This window comes from Streptomyces sp. NPDC001410 (assembly GCF_042895235.1).
GTDB lineage: Bacteria > Actinomycetota > Actinomycetes > Streptomycetales > Streptomycetaceae > Streptomyces.
Map to the genome: position 1 here is coordinate 18,737 of NZ_JBIAWE010000018.1, position 15,677 is coordinate 34,413.

At 72.8% G+C, this 15,677-nt stretch carries 14 protein-coding genes; 1 reads left to right on the forward strand and 13 read right to left on the reverse strand.

What is annotated here, in order from left to right:
* Positions 1-262: 262 nt before the first annotated feature.
* The 12 genes from ACFY3C_RS33480 to ACFY3C_RS33535 all read right to left on the reverse strand — a co-directional run bounded on the left by ACFY3C_RS33480 (position 263) and on the right by ACFY3C_RS33535 (position 12,588).
* Positions 263-1,651, reverse strand: a complete 1,389-nt coding sequence (locus ACFY3C_RS33480) for an MFS transporter (protein ID WP_386578688.1) — start codon at positions 1,649-1,651, stop codon at positions 263-265.
* Entirely contained in the window at positions 1,614-2,498 is an 885-nt protein-coding gene (locus ACFY3C_RS33485) for an ABC transporter ATP-binding protein (protein ID WP_386578689.1), read from the reverse strand. The genes ACFY3C_RS33480 and ACFY3C_RS33485 overlap by 38 nt, the downstream gene beginning before the upstream one ends.
* Positions 2,495-3,565 (reverse strand): FecCD family ABC transporter permease, encoded by a 1,071-nt coding sequence (locus ACFY3C_RS33490; protein ID WP_390773456.1) that lies wholly within the window; start codon positions 3,563-3,565, stop codon positions 2,495-2,497. Before ACFY3C_RS33490 ends, ACFY3C_RS33485 begins: the two co-directional genes overlap by 4 nt.
* A 2-nt stretch (positions 3,566-3,567) precedes the next feature.
* Complete coding sequence (locus ACFY3C_RS33495) at positions 3,568-4,635, reverse strand: ABC transporter substrate-binding protein (protein ID WP_390773457.1); 1,068 nt, start codon at positions 4,633-4,635, stop codon at positions 3,568-3,570.
* 143 nt (positions 4,636-4,778) lie between these two features.
* Positions 4,779-5,447 (reverse strand): sigma-70 family RNA polymerase sigma factor, encoded by a 669-nt coding sequence (locus tag ACFY3C_RS33500; protein WP_386578692.1) that lies wholly within the window; start codon positions 5,445-5,447, stop codon positions 4,779-4,781.
* 171 nt (positions 5,448-5,618) lie between these two features.
* Positions 5,619-6,266, reverse strand: a complete 648-nt coding sequence (locus ACFY3C_RS33505; protein ID WP_390773458.1) for a hypothetical protein — start codon at positions 6,264-6,266, stop codon at positions 5,619-5,621.
* A gap of 158 nt (positions 6,267-6,424) precedes the next feature.
* A complete protein-coding gene (locus ACFY3C_RS33510) occupies positions 6,425-6,934 on the reverse strand; it encodes a copper chaperone PCu(A)C (protein WP_390773459.1) in 510 nt (169 codons plus the stop codon).
* Entirely contained in the window at positions 6,931-9,195 is a 2,265-nt protein-coding gene (locus ACFY3C_RS33515; protein ID WP_390773460.1) for a heavy metal translocating P-type ATPase, read from the reverse strand. The genes ACFY3C_RS33510 and ACFY3C_RS33515 overlap by 4 nt, the downstream gene beginning before the upstream one ends.
* Positions 9,195-9,446 carry a hypothetical protein gene (locus tag ACFY3C_RS33520; RefSeq protein ID WP_390773461.1) on the reverse strand — a complete coding sequence of 84 codons (252 nt, stop codon included), beginning with the start codon at positions 9,444-9,446 and terminating at the stop codon, positions 9,195-9,197. Before ACFY3C_RS33520 ends, ACFY3C_RS33515 begins: the two co-directional genes overlap by 1 nt.
* A 164-nt stretch (positions 9,447-9,610) precedes the next feature.
* Positions 9,611-10,267 (reverse strand): ScbR family autoregulator-binding transcription factor, encoded by a 657-nt coding sequence (locus ACFY3C_RS33525; RefSeq protein WP_390773462.1) that lies wholly within the window; start codon positions 10,265-10,267, stop codon positions 9,611-9,613.
* Between the two features lie 277 nt (positions 10,268-10,544).
* The gene (locus tag ACFY3C_RS33530; protein ID WP_389189444.1) at positions 10,545-11,783 is read right to left on the reverse strand and encodes a cytochrome P450; all 1,239 of its coding nucleotides are present in this window, start codon (positions 11,781-11,783) and stop codon (positions 10,545-10,547) included.
* 121 nt (positions 11,784-11,904) lie between these two features.
* Positions 11,905-12,588: a ScbR family autoregulator-binding transcription factor gene (locus ACFY3C_RS33535; RefSeq protein WP_386578699.1), complete on the reverse strand. Its 684-nt coding sequence runs from the start codon at positions 12,586-12,588 to the stop codon at positions 11,905-11,907.
* Between the two features lie 393 nt (positions 12,589-12,981).
* Between ACFY3C_RS33535 and ACFY3C_RS33540 the strand changes: the two genes are divergently transcribed.
* A complete protein-coding gene (locus tag ACFY3C_RS33540; RefSeq protein ID WP_390773463.1) occupies positions 12,982-14,928 on the forward strand; it encodes an acyl-CoA dehydrogenase in 1,947 nt (648 codons plus the stop codon).
* Between the two features lie 92 nt (positions 14,929-15,020).
* On the opposite strand, the gene ACFY3C_RS33545 is transcribed toward ACFY3C_RS33540, so the two are convergent.
* Positions 15,021-15,626 carry a TetR/AcrR family transcriptional regulator gene (locus ACFY3C_RS33545; RefSeq protein WP_386578701.1) on the reverse strand — a complete coding sequence of 202 codons (606 nt, stop codon included), beginning with the start codon at positions 15,624-15,626 and terminating at the stop codon, positions 15,021-15,023.
* Positions 15,627-15,677: the final 51 nt, after the last annotated feature.

Consider the following 15,677-nt stretch of genomic DNA (forward strand, 5'->3'; position numbering starts at 1 on the left):
CGGGCGCCGGCCGGGCAGGGCGCGCATGGGGCGGCTCCTGGTCAGGGGAAACGAGGTCAGTGGACTTCTCGGGGACGGCGGCGGGGCGCCAGTCAGGCCGAGCCAGCACGGGTCGGCTCCTGGTCAGGGGCAAACGGATCGGTGGCCTTCACCGGGACGGTGGCCAGGCGCCGGCCAGGCAGGGAGAGACGGGGTCGGCGGACTTCTCGCGGACGGCGGCAGGCCGCCGATCAGGCCGAGCGAGCATGGGAACGGCTCCTGGTCAGGGGGAAACGGGGTCGGTGGCCTTCTCGGGGACGGTGGCGGGTCGCCGGCCGGGCGCGGCGAGCAGCGGTACGGCGAGGCAGGCGGCGACGGCTGCCAGGTACAGCCCGGACCGGGTGCCGGCCAGGGACCAGGCGGTGGTGGCCAGCGCGGGGCCGAGGGCGAAGCCGAGGCATCGGGCGAGCTGCACCGTGGATCCGACGGTGGCCGTCCGGTCCGGCGGGGCGGCGCCCATGACCAGGGCCTGGGCCGGTCCGCCGTTCAGGCCCATACCGAGGCCGGCCAGGGCCAGCCGCCAGGCCACGTCCACCGGCGACCAGCCGTCGCCCAACGGTACGCACAACAGCAGTCCGGACGCGGTGAGAACGGCTCCGGTCACGGCCACCGGCCGGGCACCGTACCGATCTGCCAGGCGCCCGCCGAGCGGTCCGGCCAGGCCCATGGCGAGCGGGAAGGCGAGGACCGTGAGGCCGGTGGCCGTGGCGCTGACACCGTCGTCGCGCTGCAGGTGCAGGGCGACGACATAGTGCAGGGCGGCGAAACCGGTAGCGAGGGCCAGCACGGCGCCGTGCGGCCGCAGCAGCGCCGAGGCCCGCAGCACGCCGGCCACCGGACGGCCACCGGGGCCGCGCAGCCACCACCACACCGGCGGTACGGCGGCGAGCGCGAGCAGCAGCCACGCCGGGGTGTCCGCAGCCAGGGTCAGCGCGAGCAGGAGCACGGCCACACCGCCCGCGACCAGGAGCGCGTCCGCCGACTCGCGTCGGCCGGGCAGGCGCAGGCATCCGTCGCGCGGCAGCGCGCGCCACGCCACCACCAGTGCGAGCGCGCAGAACGGGAGCTTCACCAGGAACACGGAGTGCCAGCCGAAGTGGTCCAGCAGCAGACCGCCCACGGCCGGTCCGGTGACCGCGCCCAGCGGGCCCAGGGTCGCGGGCACGCTCATCGCCCGGCCGCGGGCCTCGGGTCGTACGGAGCGGATCGCGAGGACCGGCATCAGGACGAACAGCGCGGCGGCGAAGGCGCCCTGGGCGAGGCGGGCGGCGATCAGCCAGACCGCCCAGGGCGCGAGGGCCGCGAGCGCGCTGCACAGGCCGAAGCCCGCGGTGGCGGTCAGCACGGCCGGGCGCAGGCCCACCCCGTCCAGGCATCGCCCGGCGGGCAACAGCAGTGCCACCACGGGGAGTTGGTATCCCAGTACGGCCCACTGGGCGGTCGCCGAGGACACCCGCAGGCCGTCGGCGATGTCCGCGAGGGCCACGTTGACGATGTTCATGTCGAGCATCGCGACGAACGACAGCAGGCCCGCAAGCCCCACCAGCCGCCAGCGGTCCGCACCGCCGGGTATGTCACCGGGTTGTTCCGAGCCGGGCCCCTGGTGTGTCACCCCTCCGCCCCTCCCCTTCGTACGTGGACCGCCGGTCTGCGGCCTCGTCCCACAAGTCGGGGCGAACGGCCTGCGAGTTCCCGGCCCGGTGGTCGAAGGCGATCAGCGGGTCGCCGGTGAGGGGGTGGTCGACGACGGCCGCCCGTACGCCGAACACCTCGGCCATCAGCGCCGGGGTCAGGACGTCGCGCGGCAGCCCCGAGGCGACCACGGCTCCGGCGTGCAGCACGTGCAGCCGGTCGCACACGGAGGCGGCCGCGTTGAGGTCGTGCAGCGACACCAGGGTCGTACGACGCCGGGCGCGCAGCAGGGCGAGCAGTTCGACCTGGTGCCGGATGTCCAGATGGTTGGTCGGCTCGTCCAGGACCAGCACGTCCGGGTCCTGGGCGAACGCGCGGGCCAGCAGCACCCGTTGACGCTCGCCGCCGGACAGGGCCGTGAACCGGCGTCCGGCGTGCTCCGCCATGCCGACGTCGGCCAGCGCCCGCAGGACGATGTCCCGGTCGGCGGCGTCCTCCCCGGCGAAGGCGCGCTTGTAGGGCGTACGGCCCATGGCGACGACCTCGCGCACGCTCAGCTCGAAGTCAGTGCCGCGCTCCTGCGGGAGGGCCGCGATGTGCCGGGCCGACTCGACGGGGGTCAGGTCGCGCAGATCGGTGCCGGCCAGCAGCACGCGCCCGGCGACGGGTCTCAGGTGCCGGTAGACGGTGCGCAGAAGCGTCGACTTGCCGCTGCCGTTCGGGCCGACCAGGCCGGTGATCTCGCCCTGGCCGGCGATGAGCCGGGCACCGGCCACGACCGTGCGCCCGGCGTAGGCGACGTTCAGGTCCTCGATGTCTATCCTCAACTGCCGCTCCCCAGGCGCCGGTCCAGCAGGTACAAGAGGGCCGGAGCGCCGAGCAGCGAGGTCACCACGCCGACCGGCAGCTCCTGCGTGTCCATGGCCGTACGGCAGACGACGTCGACCACGACCAGCAGCAGGGCACCGCACAGCGCGGAGACGGGCAGCAGGCGCCGGTGGTCGCCGCCGACGAGCAGGCGGCACACGTGCGGCACCATCAGCGCGACGAAGGCGATCGCACCGGAGACCGCGACCAGCACACCGGTCAGCACGCTGGTCACCGTGAACAGCTCGCGGCGCAGACGCCCGACGTCGATGCCGAGTCCGGCGGCCGTCTCGTCGCCCATCAGCAGGGCGTTCAGCCCCCGGGCGCGGGCCTGCAGCCACAGCAGGGCGATCGGCACGGTGACCGCGGGCACGGCGAGCAGCTGCCAACTCGCGCCGCTGAGGCTGCCCATGAGCCAGAACAGGACACTGTGCGTCTGCTGCTCGTCCCCGGCCTGCAGCACCAGGTAACTGGTGAAGCCGGACAGGAACTGACCGACCGCCACCCCGGCCAGCACCAGCCTGAGCGGTGCGAAGCCGCCGCCGCGCCGGGCCACCGCCCAGACGAGGGCGAAGGTGGCCAGCGCTCCGGCGAAGGCCGCGCCGGACAGACCGAGGCCCAGCGCCCCGCCCGCACCGAGTCCGAGCACGAGCGCGGCGACCGCGCCGAGCGAGGCGCCGTTGGAGATGCCGAGCAGGTACGGGTCGGCCAGCGGGTTGCGCACCAGGGCCTGCACCGCCGTACCGACGAGACCGAGGCCGGCGCCGACGAGCGCCGCCAACAGGACGCGCGGCACGCGTAGTTGCCACACGATGAGGTCGTCGGTGCCCGGCCGCGGCGCCTCACCGGACAGCCGGCGCCACACCACGCTCCACACCTCGCCCGGCGCGACGGAGGTCGAGCCCCAGGCGACGGCCGTGGTCAGCGCGGCCAGCAGCGCCCCGCCCAGGACCAGTGCGAGCGGCGCCACGGGAAGAGTCCGCGTCTCCGTCCTCGTACGGCGGGACGCGGTCGGTGTGGACAGCACCTTCAGCGGACCTTCCCGGGGTGGAGGGTCCGGGCGATCGCCTCGACGGTGTCGGCGTTCTCGACCCCGGCGATGGTGGTCCGCTCCGAGCCGACGCGCACGAAGTGACCCTCCTGCACCGCCTTCAGCCCCTTGGTGGCCGGGGTGGACTTCAGCCACCTCTCAGCCTCGTCGAACGCCTTCTCGTCGGCCGCGTCGCTGCCCCGGTCGCGCACCCCGAGCTGGATCCAGTCCGGGTTCCGGGCGATCACGTCCTCCCAGCCGACCTGCTTGAAGTCGCCGTCGCAGTCGGCGAAGACGTTCCGGGCGCCGGCCAGGGTGATCACCGCGCTGGCGATCTGGCGGTTGCAGGTGACGGTGGGCTGCTTGGTGCCGGCGTCGTAGTCGAAGAAGAAGTACGTCGGCCGCGCGCTCTTGGCCGTACCCCGGACCGCCTTGCGGACGGCGTCCACCTTCTGCCGCATCCCGGCGACGAGTTCCTCGGCCTTGGCACTCGTGCCGGTGACCGCACCGAGGGAGGTGATTTCGGCCTCGACCGTCGACAGGTCGGTGACCGGGCCCTCGCTCCCGGCCGCGCAGGCCGTGGACTTCAGGTGGATGTGCTTGATCCCGGCCGCCTGGAACTCCTCCTCGGTCGGCGCGTCTCCCATGCCCCCGCCGCCCATGCTCCCCATGGAGGCGAAGGTGTCCAGGTACAGATCGGCGCCGGAGCCGAGGAGCTTCTCCTTGGGGATGACGCTCTCGCTGAGCACCTCGACCTTCCGCGCCTTCGCGTCGAGGTCGCGGGGCAGGGTGCCCTTGCCGGGCGGGAAGCCGGTGCCGATCACGCGGTCCCCCGCGCCGAGGCGGAGCAGCAGCGCCAGGGCGGAGGCGTTGCTGGTGACGATCCGCTTCGGTGCGGCGGAGAACGTCGTCCGGGCGCCCGTGCAGTCGGTGACCGACACCGGATAGCCGCCGGAGGCGGCCTTCCCCGCGCTCTCGTCCGCCTTGCCCTTCCCGCCGCCGCAGCCCGCCGTCAGCAGGCCGCCGAGCACGAGGGCCGCGGTACCGCCCCACACACGCACACGCATCGAATGTCTCCAGGTCCACTTGGTACTCGGGCGAACGTCCGTCGCCCGGTCCAGTAGTCGGGGCGAACGTGCCTGGAGTTCCCGCTCGATGGAGACCGACGAAGGCGAGGGTGCCGGCAGGCGCCGACACCCTCACTCCGGTCTCAGGCCGCCACGACGGCGGGCGCGACGGCCGGCGCGTCCTTCCCCACTGCCTCAAGGGCGCGGGAGGTGCCCCCCTCGTCCAGCAGATCCATCAGCGTGGCGCGGGCCCGCGCCACGCGGGAGCGCACGGTGCCCACCGGACAGCCGCTCGCCGCGGCCGCCTCCGCGTACGGCAGCCCGGCCAACTGGGTGAGGACGAACGCCTCGCGACGCTCGTCCGGCAGTGCGGCCAGCAGGTCCAGCAGGGCGATGCCCTCGTCGAAGCCGGGCAGGTCGCGCGGCTGGGCCAGTTCCACGGCCGTCTGCCAGTCCGGGACGTCGGACAGCCGGGGCCGGGCGGCCGCGTACCGGTAGCTGTCGATGACGGCGCGGCGGGCGATGGACAGCAGCCAGGCGCGTGCCGAGGAACGGCCCTCGAAGCGGTGGAGGCTGCCGAGCGCGCGCAGGAAGGTGTCCTGGGCCAGGTCGTCCACGGCCTGGGGGTCGGCGCACAGATGGGCGACGTAGCGCAGGACGTCGCGGTGCAACGCGCGCACGAAACGCTCCACGGCACGGGGGTCGCCGCCGCGGGCCGCAAGGGCCCACGCGGTGATCGACTCGTCGGTGGAGACCGGTTTGTCGCCGGCGGCGCTGTCTTCGCGCGAAGTGGGCAGGGCAGGAGTGATCACCTGGTGTCCTTCTCGGGTCATCCGGGATCCGGGCCGCGGGCACGATCGGGTGCCGGCGGGCCGGTGAGAGGGGAACCGGCCCTACGGGCGCTCACGCGGGAGTACGGCGTGTGCGCGGGCGTACGGCCGAGGCCCGAGGCGCATGGAGCGGCCTCGGGGAACCGGCTGTCGTCAGGCGACAGCGACCCCGGCGGGCGGACCCCGCGAGATGATCGAGTGGACGAGGAGAAGCAGCCGCGGCGCACGCCGCGAGCGACGCCGGCGGACGCGGAGCCGCGGCCGGACCGGTGTGTCGGGCAGGGCGAGCAGCAGCCGCAGCGGTGCCGCCAGCCGGGCGGCAGCGGCCCGCAGGATGCGGAACGCGGCCCGCTCGCCGTACGCCAGCCACAGACCGCACAGCAGGGCGGCCAACAGGTGGGCGGCGAGCATCCCGAACGACGGCGAGCCGCCGCCCATGGAGTGCCCCATGTGATCCATGCCGCGCATGTCCATGTGCCCCATGGAGCCCATGTCCATGGAGGCCATCGGCATCGGCCCCATGTCCATGGAGGCCGTGTCGGCGGAGGCCGACTGGGCGAACGAGAACGCCTCGTGCAGCGCCGTCTGCGCGGCGACCACGACGGTCACGATCAGCGGGAGCCCGCGCTCTCGGCCCGCCAGCGACCAGCCGGCGCCACCGGTCACGGCCAGGCCTGCGGCCAGTGCCCACCCGGGCACGTGCTGACCCGACATCATGACGTGGCCCAGGGCGGCGAGCAGCACACAGACGGCCGCGAACACCGCGGCCCGTACCGTGCGAGAACACCACCCTGCTGTCATGGCGTCTCATCCTCGCATCCGGCTGTCCGTCATCATCCGTCGGTACGGGATGTGCCCTGCCGTGTCACTCAACCGGCGCGATGTGATCCAGAACACGTCACATGGCGGGAACGGGCGAGGCGTTCGATCCGACATCTGTGGCGAGGCCGCTACCGCCGTCAGCCGGGGCGGATCACCACCGCGAGGGCCTCGATCGTGCCGCTGTGCTCGAAGTGCAGGGTGAACGGCACAAGGTCGCCGGTCCGCCACCCGGCCCCGGCCCGCAGGTTCACGTCCAGGCCGTGCGGCGACATGGACAGGGTGCGGCCCGCGGGGACGACCGCCGAGTCCGTGTCGGCTTTGGTGGCGGCTCCAGAGCCGGTACTGCGATGCCGGCTGAGTGTGATCCGGCCGGCGGTGCGGGAGGACATGACCTTGACCAGCCGGTCGTCGGCGCCGCCGGCGTTGGAGAGGTCGAAGAAGGCGGCCGTCTCCTTGGTGTCGCCGTACGGCAGGAGGACCCGCGCCTTCGAGACGGTGACGCGGGCCGGGCTGCCCGCCTTCCCGGCACCGACCCAGGTGGTCAGGCCGCCGAGGGCGAGGCTGCACGCCGTGACGGGTGCGAGGGCCGCGAGGAGGGTGTCGGTCAGCCGGCGCCGGGTGGGACGCCACGGGCTCTGCTCGGTCATCGGGTACGCCTCCCGGCAGAAGACGGCTGCCAGGTGCGCAGCCGAAGGCTGTTGCCGACCACCAGCAGCGAACTGACCGACATCGCCGCCGCGGCGACCATCGGGGTGAGCAGACCCACCAGGGCGAGCGGCACGGTCACGAGGTTGTATCCGAACGCCCAGACGAGGTTGGCGCGGATCGTGCCCAGGGTGCGCCGGGCCAGGCGGGCCGCGTCCGCGAGGGCCTCGATGTCCCCGCGCACCAGAGTCACGTCGGCCGCGCCGATGGCGGCATCCGTGCCGCCGCCCATGGCGATGCCCAGGTCGGCGGCGGCCAGCGCGGCCGCGTCGTTCACGCCGTCCCCGATGACGGCGACCCGATGGCCCCGCTGCTGGAGGTCTCGTACGAGGGACGCCTTGTCCTCGGGTGTACTGCGGGCGTGCATCTCCTCGATGCCCAGCTCCGCCGCGACCGCCTGCGCGGGTGCCTCGCCGTCGCCGGTGGCGAGCACCGGCCGTACGCCGAGGCGCCGCAGCCGGTCCACCGCCCGGTAGGCTCCGGGGCGTACGACGTCGCCGACCTCGATCAGCGCCTCGGCGTTCCCGTCCACGCGGACCAGGACCGGGGTGTGTGCGGCGGCCTCTGCCACCGGGAGCGCCTCGGCCAGCGCCGTGGGCAAGTGGTCGTCGGGTACCAGGACTTCGACCAGGCGGCCCTCGACCCGGCCGCGCACGCCCCGGCCGGCCTCCGCCCGGAAGTCGCTCACGGCCGGAAGCGACCCGGGCGCGTGAGCGGTGACGGCCCGGCCGAGCGGATGCTCCGAGCCCTGTTCGACCGCTGCGGCCAGCCGCAGCGCCGCGTCCCTCCCGAGCCCGCCGGGTACGGCGGTGACCCTGGCGACGCTCATCCGGCCGGAGGTGAGGGTGCCCGTCTTGTCCAGGACGACCGTGTCGACGTGGCGCAGCCCCTCCAGGGCCTGCGGGCCGCTGACGAGGACGCCCAGTTGGGCCCCGCGACCGGTGGCCGCCATCAGCGCGGTCGGGGTCGCCAGGCCCAGCGCACACGGGCACGCCACCACCAGGACGGCCACCGCGGCCGTGACGGCGGCCTGCGGATCGGCGCCCGCACCGAGCCAGAACCCGAGCGCCGTGACGGCCAGTGCGAGCACGACCGGTACGAAGACACCGGCGACCGAGTCGGCCAGCCGCTGCGCCCGCGCCTTGCCCGCCTGCGCCTCCGTCACCAGCTGCGTGATCCGGGCGAGTTGGGTGTCGGCCCCGACCGCCGTGGCCCGTACGAGCAGCAGTCCGCCGGCGTTGAGGGCCCCGCCGGTCACCGCGGAGCCCGGCCCGGCCTCGATGGGCTCGCTCTCCCCGGTGACCAGAGACAGATCCACCGCGGAACGGCCCTCCACCACCTCACCGTCGGTGGCGACCCGCTCCCCTGGCCGCACGACGAAGATCTGCCCGACCGTCAGCTCCTCGATGGGCAGCAGTCGTTCGGTGCCGCTCTCGCGCACCGCCACCTCCCTGGCGGCGAGTTCCGCGAGCGACCGCAGCGCGGAGCCGGTCCCGCGCCGGGCCCGTGCCTCCAGGAACCGGCCCGCCAGCACGAACAGCGGTACTCCGACGGCCGCTTCGAGGTAGAGATGCGCGGCACCGCTCGAGGCGGAGGGCAGCAGGATGAACGGCATCCGCATGCCGGGATCCCCTGCGCCGCCGAGGAACAGCGCGTACGCCGACCAGGAGAAGGAGGCCAGCACGCCCAGGGAGACGAGGGTGTCCATGGTGGCCGCCGAGTGCCGCAGCCCGCGTACCGCCCGGTCGTGGAAGGGCCAGGCCCCCCACACGGCAACCGGGGCGGCCAGCACGAAGCACAGCCACTGCCAGTTGCGGAACTGCAGGCCGGGCACCATCGACAGCACGAGCACGGGCAGCGCGAGCAGCGCGGTGAGCAGGAGCCGGTCACGCTCCTGCCGTGCCTCCTGCCGTACTTCCTCCCCCGCACTCCCCTCTCCCCCGCGCTCGCGCAGGCGCTTCTCGGGTCGCTGCGGGATCTCGGCCGTGTACCCGGCCTGCTCGACGGTCGCGACGAGTTCCTCGGGGCTGATGCGCGCCGGGTGGCTCACACGAGCCCGCCCGGTCGCCAGGTTGACGACCGCCGTGACCCCGTCGAGTCGGCCCAGCTTCTTCTCGACGCGCTTCACACAGGCTGCGCAGGTCATGCCGCCCACGGTCAAGTCGGTGGTCGTCGGGTCCGCGACCACGGGTTCCGGGCCCATCAGTGACTTCCCCCGTGCAGCTGCCCCATGTCGCCGCCGTCGCCCATGCCCCCGCCTCCGCCGTCACCGGTGCCACGGCCGGTGCCGGTGCCGTGCATGCCGGGGGCGACGGGTCCAGCCGCGGCGCCGACGGCGTACGACAGCGTGAACAGCAGGGCCAGCAACAGAAGGAACCCGCAGAGGGCGGGCGGGGGCACCGCTGTGCGCAGTGCCGCGCCCGCGCCGGAGGGGGACTGACGGGACTCGTCCATCAAGCGCGTCTCCAGATCACGTCGTACGGCATCACCTGGTCGGAGCCGTAGCGCTTCAGGAGTCGGGCCGTCGAGGGGCCGAGTTCCGAAGTCCGGGTATGGCACGCGTCACACGGGCGGCAGGCGTGCGCCGCCGAACCGCCTGCTGTCCGGGCTGCGCCGTCCTACAGACCGGCCATGCTGTTCTCGGCGTCCCGGTCGCCGGTCGTCTCGCTCTCCAGCACCCGGGCGAGGTCCGGTCCGGGCACGGTCGCCAGCCGCGACAGCAGACAGGTCCAGAACTCCACCATGCGGTCCTTCGACAGCCAGTCCCGGTCCCCGCTGCCGAGGACCTCGAAGCCGACCGTCGCGGCCACCACGGCGCCGGCCACGCACTCGGGGGAGAGGTCGTCCGTCAGCTCGCCCGCCGCCTGCGCCTGGGCGATCACGTCGCTCACCCAGCCGTGCCACGAGTCCACCACCGCGGTCCCGCCGTTGCGTGCGGGGTCGCCGCTGAGCGCCAGCCCGGCCCGCATGACCGGGTCGGCCGCTAACGCGACCACCAGTTGGCGGATCGCGGCCACCAGCGCCCCGAGCGCGCTGCCGCCCGTGGCCCGGCAGTGCGCGGTCATCTCCTCCACCGTGCGTGCCGCCGCGCACTCGATCTCGCTCGCGAGTGCGTCCTTGCTCGGGAAGTGGAAGTGCAGCGCGCCGGCGCTCACCCCGGCCCGCCTGCTGATCGCAGGCAGGGACGCGCGGGCGTATCCGTCGTGGGCGAAGGCTTCCGCCGCCGCGCGGACGAGGGCCTGCCGTGTGCGAACCGCCCGTACCTGCTTGACCATGACGCCCTCCTCTAATAACCGCATGTTCAGTATGTTTATGGGGGTGCGGTGCGGCAAGACCTGACGGGATGCCAGGGCGAAAACATCGAGGACCAGGCAAACTCGCCCGTCGGAGTGATCTGACACCCCGCCGGCCACGAAGCAAACCGCGTGCTTGGTTTGGCTTACGGAAGCAAGAAGGTCAGGTGACGGACGCGCCTTCGTTCCCGTGGCGCACAAGGAAGTCCGCCGCCCGCGACGGGCGGCGGACTTCCGGCGGGCGCATCCGCCCGCGCGCTCAGGACGCCGACGGACGCAGCAGCACGGGCAGCGACCGGTATCCGTTGAGCATGAACGTCGGCAGCGGGGCCAACTCCTCGGGTGCGCAGGCCAGCTGCACGTCCGGGAAGAGGTCGAAGAGCTTGGCGAGGGCGGAGGCGGCCTCGATCTCCCCGAGCGGTGCGCCGAGGCAGCGGTGCGTTCCGTGGCCGAAACCGAGGACGTCCCGGTCGCCGTCGCGCAGCAGGTCGAAGCGGTCCGCGTCCGGGCCGTGCCGGTCGGTCTCGTGGCCGCCCGCCGCGAAGTTGACGAGGATGCAGTCGCCCTTGCGGATCCGCACCCCGTCGAGGTCGATGTCCTCGACCGCGAACCGCATCGGCGCGTAGGCCCCGGGGGTGTGCACCCGCATGGTCTCGGAGACCACGTCCGCCCAGGTCGCTCGGCCCGCGCGCAGGTGCGCAAGCTGCTCGGGGTGGGTCAGCAGCGCGCCGGCCGCGTTGGTGATGAGGGTGGCGGTGGTGTCCTGTCCCGCGGCGATGAACATGAAGAGGGAGCCGAGCAGTTCGTCCTCGGTGAGCCGGTCGCCCTGGTCCCGGGCCGCGATCAGCGAGCTGGTGAGGTCGTCACCGGGCCGCTCCCGCTTGGCCTTGACCAGTGCGGCGAGCCGCCCGAAGGCCTCCAGCCGCGCGGCCTCCATCTCCTGGCCGCTGACGGTGGAGCTGAACACCGTGCTCAACGCCGCGGACAGCGCGTCCGTCTCGGCGCCCTGCGGCACGCCGAACAGCTCGCAGATGACCCGCAGCGGCAGCACCTCCGCGTACGAGGTGCGCAGATCGACCGGGGTGCCGGGCGGGAGGGCGGCCAGTCGGCCGAGCAGCTCGGCCGACAGCTCCTGCACCCGGGGGCGCAGCGCCTCGGAGCGTCGCGCGGTGAACGCGCCGGCGACGAGCCGGCGCAGCCTGGTGTGGTGCTCCCCGTAGGCGAACAGCATGTTCTCGTTCGCCACCCATGGGTAGAGGGGCCACTCCTGCGTTATCGTCCCCTCGATGAACGGCGGCCAGTGCAGGCGGGCGCTGCGCGAGACGCGCGGGTCGGTCAGCAGCTGCTCCACGTACCTCTGCTGGACGACGGCCCAGGCGAGCACGCCGCCGGGCAGCTCGACCTGGACCGCGGGGCCCTGGGCGCGCAGCATCGCGGCCTCCCCCAGGTGGTCCTGGCCGGTCAGGTCGAGGGCGTAAGGGCAGGCGGTCTCTTCCATCGATGTGCTCCCTGGGTCGGTTCTGCATCACGTTGTGGCGTTGCGACGTGCCCATGGCAGCGATGTCCGCTCCCCCGGCTCCCGGTGGTGCCGGTGTCCGTGGTCCGCGGAGAGACCCCGTTCAGCCGGCGGCCGGCGCCTCCTGCGGTTCCCGGCTCAGCTCCATGGCCTCTTCGTAGACGCGCCGGCCCCGGTCGAGCGACATGTCCAGGCGCACCAGCACCGCGGGGATCGCGATGCTGGTCATCAGGTGCCGGTAGAGGTCGACCACGCGTTCCATCAGGTCGGCATGGTTGTTCATGATCTTGGACAGCACCTGTGCCCCGGTGAACGCGGCCACGAAAGCCTTCGCCGCGGCGTCCACGTCGACCTGGGGCAGCACCTCGCCGTTCGCCTTCGCCCGTTCGAGCAGCGCGGCGTTGTAGTCGACCCAGGAGGCCATGGGCACCCGCCGGTCCAGCCCGTCGTGCGGTGACCCCTGGTCCACGGTGAGGCGGATGCTGCCGCGCACCATGGGGTCGCCCGAGCCGAGCAGGTGGGCGAGGAGGAAGCCGGCGTCCAGTCCCTCCTGGAGCACCAACTCCCGCGGCGGCGAGGCCGGCACCGACTTCAGCTGGTCGGTCAGCACCGCCTGGGCGAGCTGCTCCTTGGAGGAGAAGTGGAAGTAGAGGGCACCCTTGGTGACGTTCGCCCGCTGGAGGATCTCCGAGATGGTCGCCGCCTCGTAGCCGACGTCGGCGAACACGTCGGCGGCTGCCACCAGGATGTTGCGCCTCGTCCTGATCGCTCGTTCCTGCAGGGCCACGGCACATCCTCCGCACTGGCTTCACGGACCGGTCGGCCACAAAAAGAAACCGACAGGTACGTATCCTGCCACCTCGGAAGATGGCCTTTCAACCATGCGAATGCCCCCTCCTCACCAGGTACGCGGGAACCAATCGAGCCGTCGCTGACCGCCACAATAAAACCTGTCGCCCGGTATCTCAACGTTCCCGCAGCATCTGCCGGTACAGGGAAGTCCACCGGACCGGACCGAAGTTGAGCATCGTGCTTACTTCTGAGGCCGGGGAGTGCCCCCAAGACACCGAAGTTCGGCCACCGTTGGCAGAAATTTGGCTTGATAAGCAAACCGGGAGGTCCGTATCTTCTGACTCTGCGCATCCACACCCTTCCGGTTCTGCGACGACGGGAGAGGGCCATGACCCTTCTGACACCCCAGGTACATCTCCCCTCCTTGCCGGAGATCGAGCACTACGACACGGATCAGGCGCTTGGTCCGGACACGTTCCGAGCCGACGGTCTGCACACCGGGCCCGGCGGAGCGTTCTCCGGCACCGTGTCCGGCGAGTTGGCCCGGCTCCTCTTCGACGGCGACGACCGGGAGCACATCCACGGGATGTGGCGCGACCTCATCTCGAAGGACACGTTCCGCCACCGTCCCGGGCTGGGCCCCACCGAGCGCGCCGCCCTCTCCTACGAGTGGCTGCGGCTGGTGAACGACACGGCCGGAGGGGCCGAGTCGCTGGCGGACGACCCGCAGTTGCTGGCGGGGCTGCACGAGTGGGCGGCGATCGTGGACGGCGGCGGGGGCCTGTGCACGGTCGCGAGCATCCACTACAACCTCTTCCTCGGCAGCCTGCTCGACCACGAGGGTGCCGAGCGCCGGGACCTGTCCGACTTCGCGACCCTGCGGCGCACCGGCACCTTCCTGTGCACCGAGCTGGACCACGGCAACGACGCCTCGGCTCTCGCCACCACCGCCGAACTGGACCCGGCCACCGGCGGGTTCGTGCTGAACACACCGCACGTCGGCGCCCAGAAGTTCATGCCCAACACCAGCATGACCGGCGGACCCAAGAGTGCCGTGGTGGCTGCCCGCCTCATCGTCGAGGGCCGGGACGAGGGCGTCTTCCTGTTCCTGACCCCGCTGAGCGACGAGCGGGGCCTGCTGCCGGGGGTGCGGGTCCGCCGGCTGCCCCTGCGCACCGGCGCCCCGCTGGACCACTGCATGACCGCGTTCGACCGGGTGCTGCTGCCGCGTGACGCCCTGCTGGAGTCCGAGCACGGCCGCCTGGACGCCGACGGCCGTTTCCACAGCAGCCTCGGCAACCGGCGCAAGCGGTTCCTGCAGTCCATCGGCCGGGTCACGATGGGCAAGCTGTGCATGAGCGGTGCCGCCGTCGGCGCGAGTCGGGCCGCACTCGCCATAGCCGTCCGCTACGGCGACCACCGGCAGGTCAGCGGGCCCCGCGCGGGCGAGCGCATCCCGGTCAACGCCCACCGCTCGCACCACGGGCGGCTGTTGAAGGGCCTGGCCTCTGCCTACGCGATGACCTTCCTGCACCGCTCGGTGCTCGCCCGCTGGGCCGCCGTGCACGCCGGCCACGACGCCGGGCAGCAGGCGGATGCGGAGCGGCTGGTCGCGATCGCCAAGAGCTGGATCACCTGGCAGGCACGGGACATCACCATCGAGTGCCGGGAACGCTGCGGCGCGCAGGGCCTGTTCGCGGCCAACGGTCTGTCCGAGTTCCCGCAGTACGTCGAGGGCACGATCACCGCCGAGGGCGACAACCTGGTGATCTGGGTGAAGGCCGCCGCGGAGATGCTCTTCGAGCACCAGCCGTCCCGGGAGGCACCCGAACACCCCGGTGGCGTCGAGCGGTTGACGGATCCCCGGCATCTGCGCGGGCTGCTGGCCCGGACCGAGGCCTGCTGGCAGGACCGGGCCCGGGCCGCGCTGCGCCGGGGGCCGTCCGGGGATCCGGTCGAGCGCTGGAACGGCGCCTCCTCCGCCGCTCTGGAGATGGTCTCGGTGCACGCCCGGCTGCGGGCGGCCGACGCCTTCCTGGACGCGGTCGCCCGGGCGGCGGACCCCGAGGCCCGCGAACTGCTGGAGCGGCTCTGCGTGTTGTTCCTGCTGCAGCAGCTCGGCGAGCACACCGGGGATCTGCTGGCCGACGGCCATCTGTCCGCCGAGCAGGTACGCGCCCTGCCCCAGCTGCTGGACGACGTGCTGCGCGACCTCGCCCCGCACATGACGGAGCTGGTCGAGGGCTTCGACCTGCCAGCCCCCTACCTGGAGGGAATTCCGCTGGCCAACTCGGGCCGCACCGACCTCGCGGACTACACGACGGCGGCCGAGTAGCCGGCTGACCGCGCCCCGCGAGAAGCGGACACACGTCGCAGAAGTGACCGGGGCGACCCGGCCCCCTGTGTCAGGGGACGTCCGAGCCTGGATCAGGGCTGTGCGAAGCCGTCGATCCAGGCTTGGAGGCGTTCGCCCTGGCTGACCATCAGTCCGGGGTCGCGCAGGGTGTTGGTGAGTACCGACATGCCCTGGTAGGCGGCGACCAGCTCGACGGCGAGGGCGCGGGCGTCGGGTCGGCCCAGTTCGGTGAACTGGCCCTCGACCCAGTCGAGCAGGGCCCGCATGACCTTGGCCGCGGCCAGGTCCAGGCCGTCGTCGCGCTTGTCGAGTTCGGTGGCCAGGGTGCCGAAGGGACAGCCGAAGCGGGCCGCCGTCTCGCGCCCCTCGACCCAGCCGGCGACCAGGGCCTTCAGACGGGCGGCCGGGTCGTCGAGCTCCTCGAGTCGGGCCGTGAGCCTGGTGAGCTGGTCGCAGTGGGCGTCCACCGCGGCCTCGACCAGCTGGTCCTTGGTCTTGAAGTAGTAGTAGACGTTGCCGAGGGGCACGTCGGCGGCCCGGGCGATGTCCGAGAGGGTGGTCTTCTCCACGCCCTGCTGGTGGAAGACCTGGACGGCCGCTTCGACCAGGCGTTCACGCTTGCCACCCCGCCGGGAGGTGGCGGTTCGGGCCGTCGTACCGGGTTTTGAGTCAGTCACCTGACTAAGGATAGACAGCGCTCGACGGACCGGCTAGCGTAGCGACTTAGT

Bases quoted from the DNA above. Each gene is read 5' to 3' on its own strand.
- ACFY3C_RS33495 (WP_390773457.1), bottom strand. From the start codon at position 4,635: ATGCGTGTGCGTGTGTGGGGCGGTACCGCGGCCCTCGTGCTCGGCGGC.
- ACFY3C_RS33505 (WP_390773458.1), bottom strand. From the start codon at position 6,266: ATGACAGCAGGGTGGTGTTCTCGCACGGTACGGGCCGCGGTGTTCGCG.
- ACFY3C_RS33510 (WP_390773459.1), bottom strand. From the start codon at position 6,934: ATGACCGAGCAGAGCCCGTGGCGTCCCACCCGGCGCCGGCTGACCGAC.
- ACFY3C_RS33515 (WP_390773460.1), bottom strand. From the start codon at position 9,195: ATGGGCCCGGAACCCGTGGTCGCGGACCCGACGACCACCGACTTGACC.
- ACFY3C_RS33520 (WP_390773461.1), bottom strand. From the start codon at position 9,446: ATGGACGAGTCCCGTCAGTCCCCCTCCGGCGCGGGCGCGGCACTGCGC.
- ACFY3C_RS33525 (WP_390773462.1), bottom strand. From the start codon at position 10,267: ATGGTCAAGCAGGTACGGGCGGTTCGCACACGGCAGGCCCTCGTCCGC.
- ACFY3C_RS33530 (WP_389189444.1), bottom strand. From the start codon at position 11,783: ATGGAAGAGACCGCCTGCCCTTACGCCCTCGACCTGACCGGCCAGGAC.
- ACFY3C_RS33540 (WP_390773463.1), top strand. From the start codon at position 12,982: ATGACCCTTCTGACACCCCAGGTACATCTCCCCTCCTTGCCGGAGATC.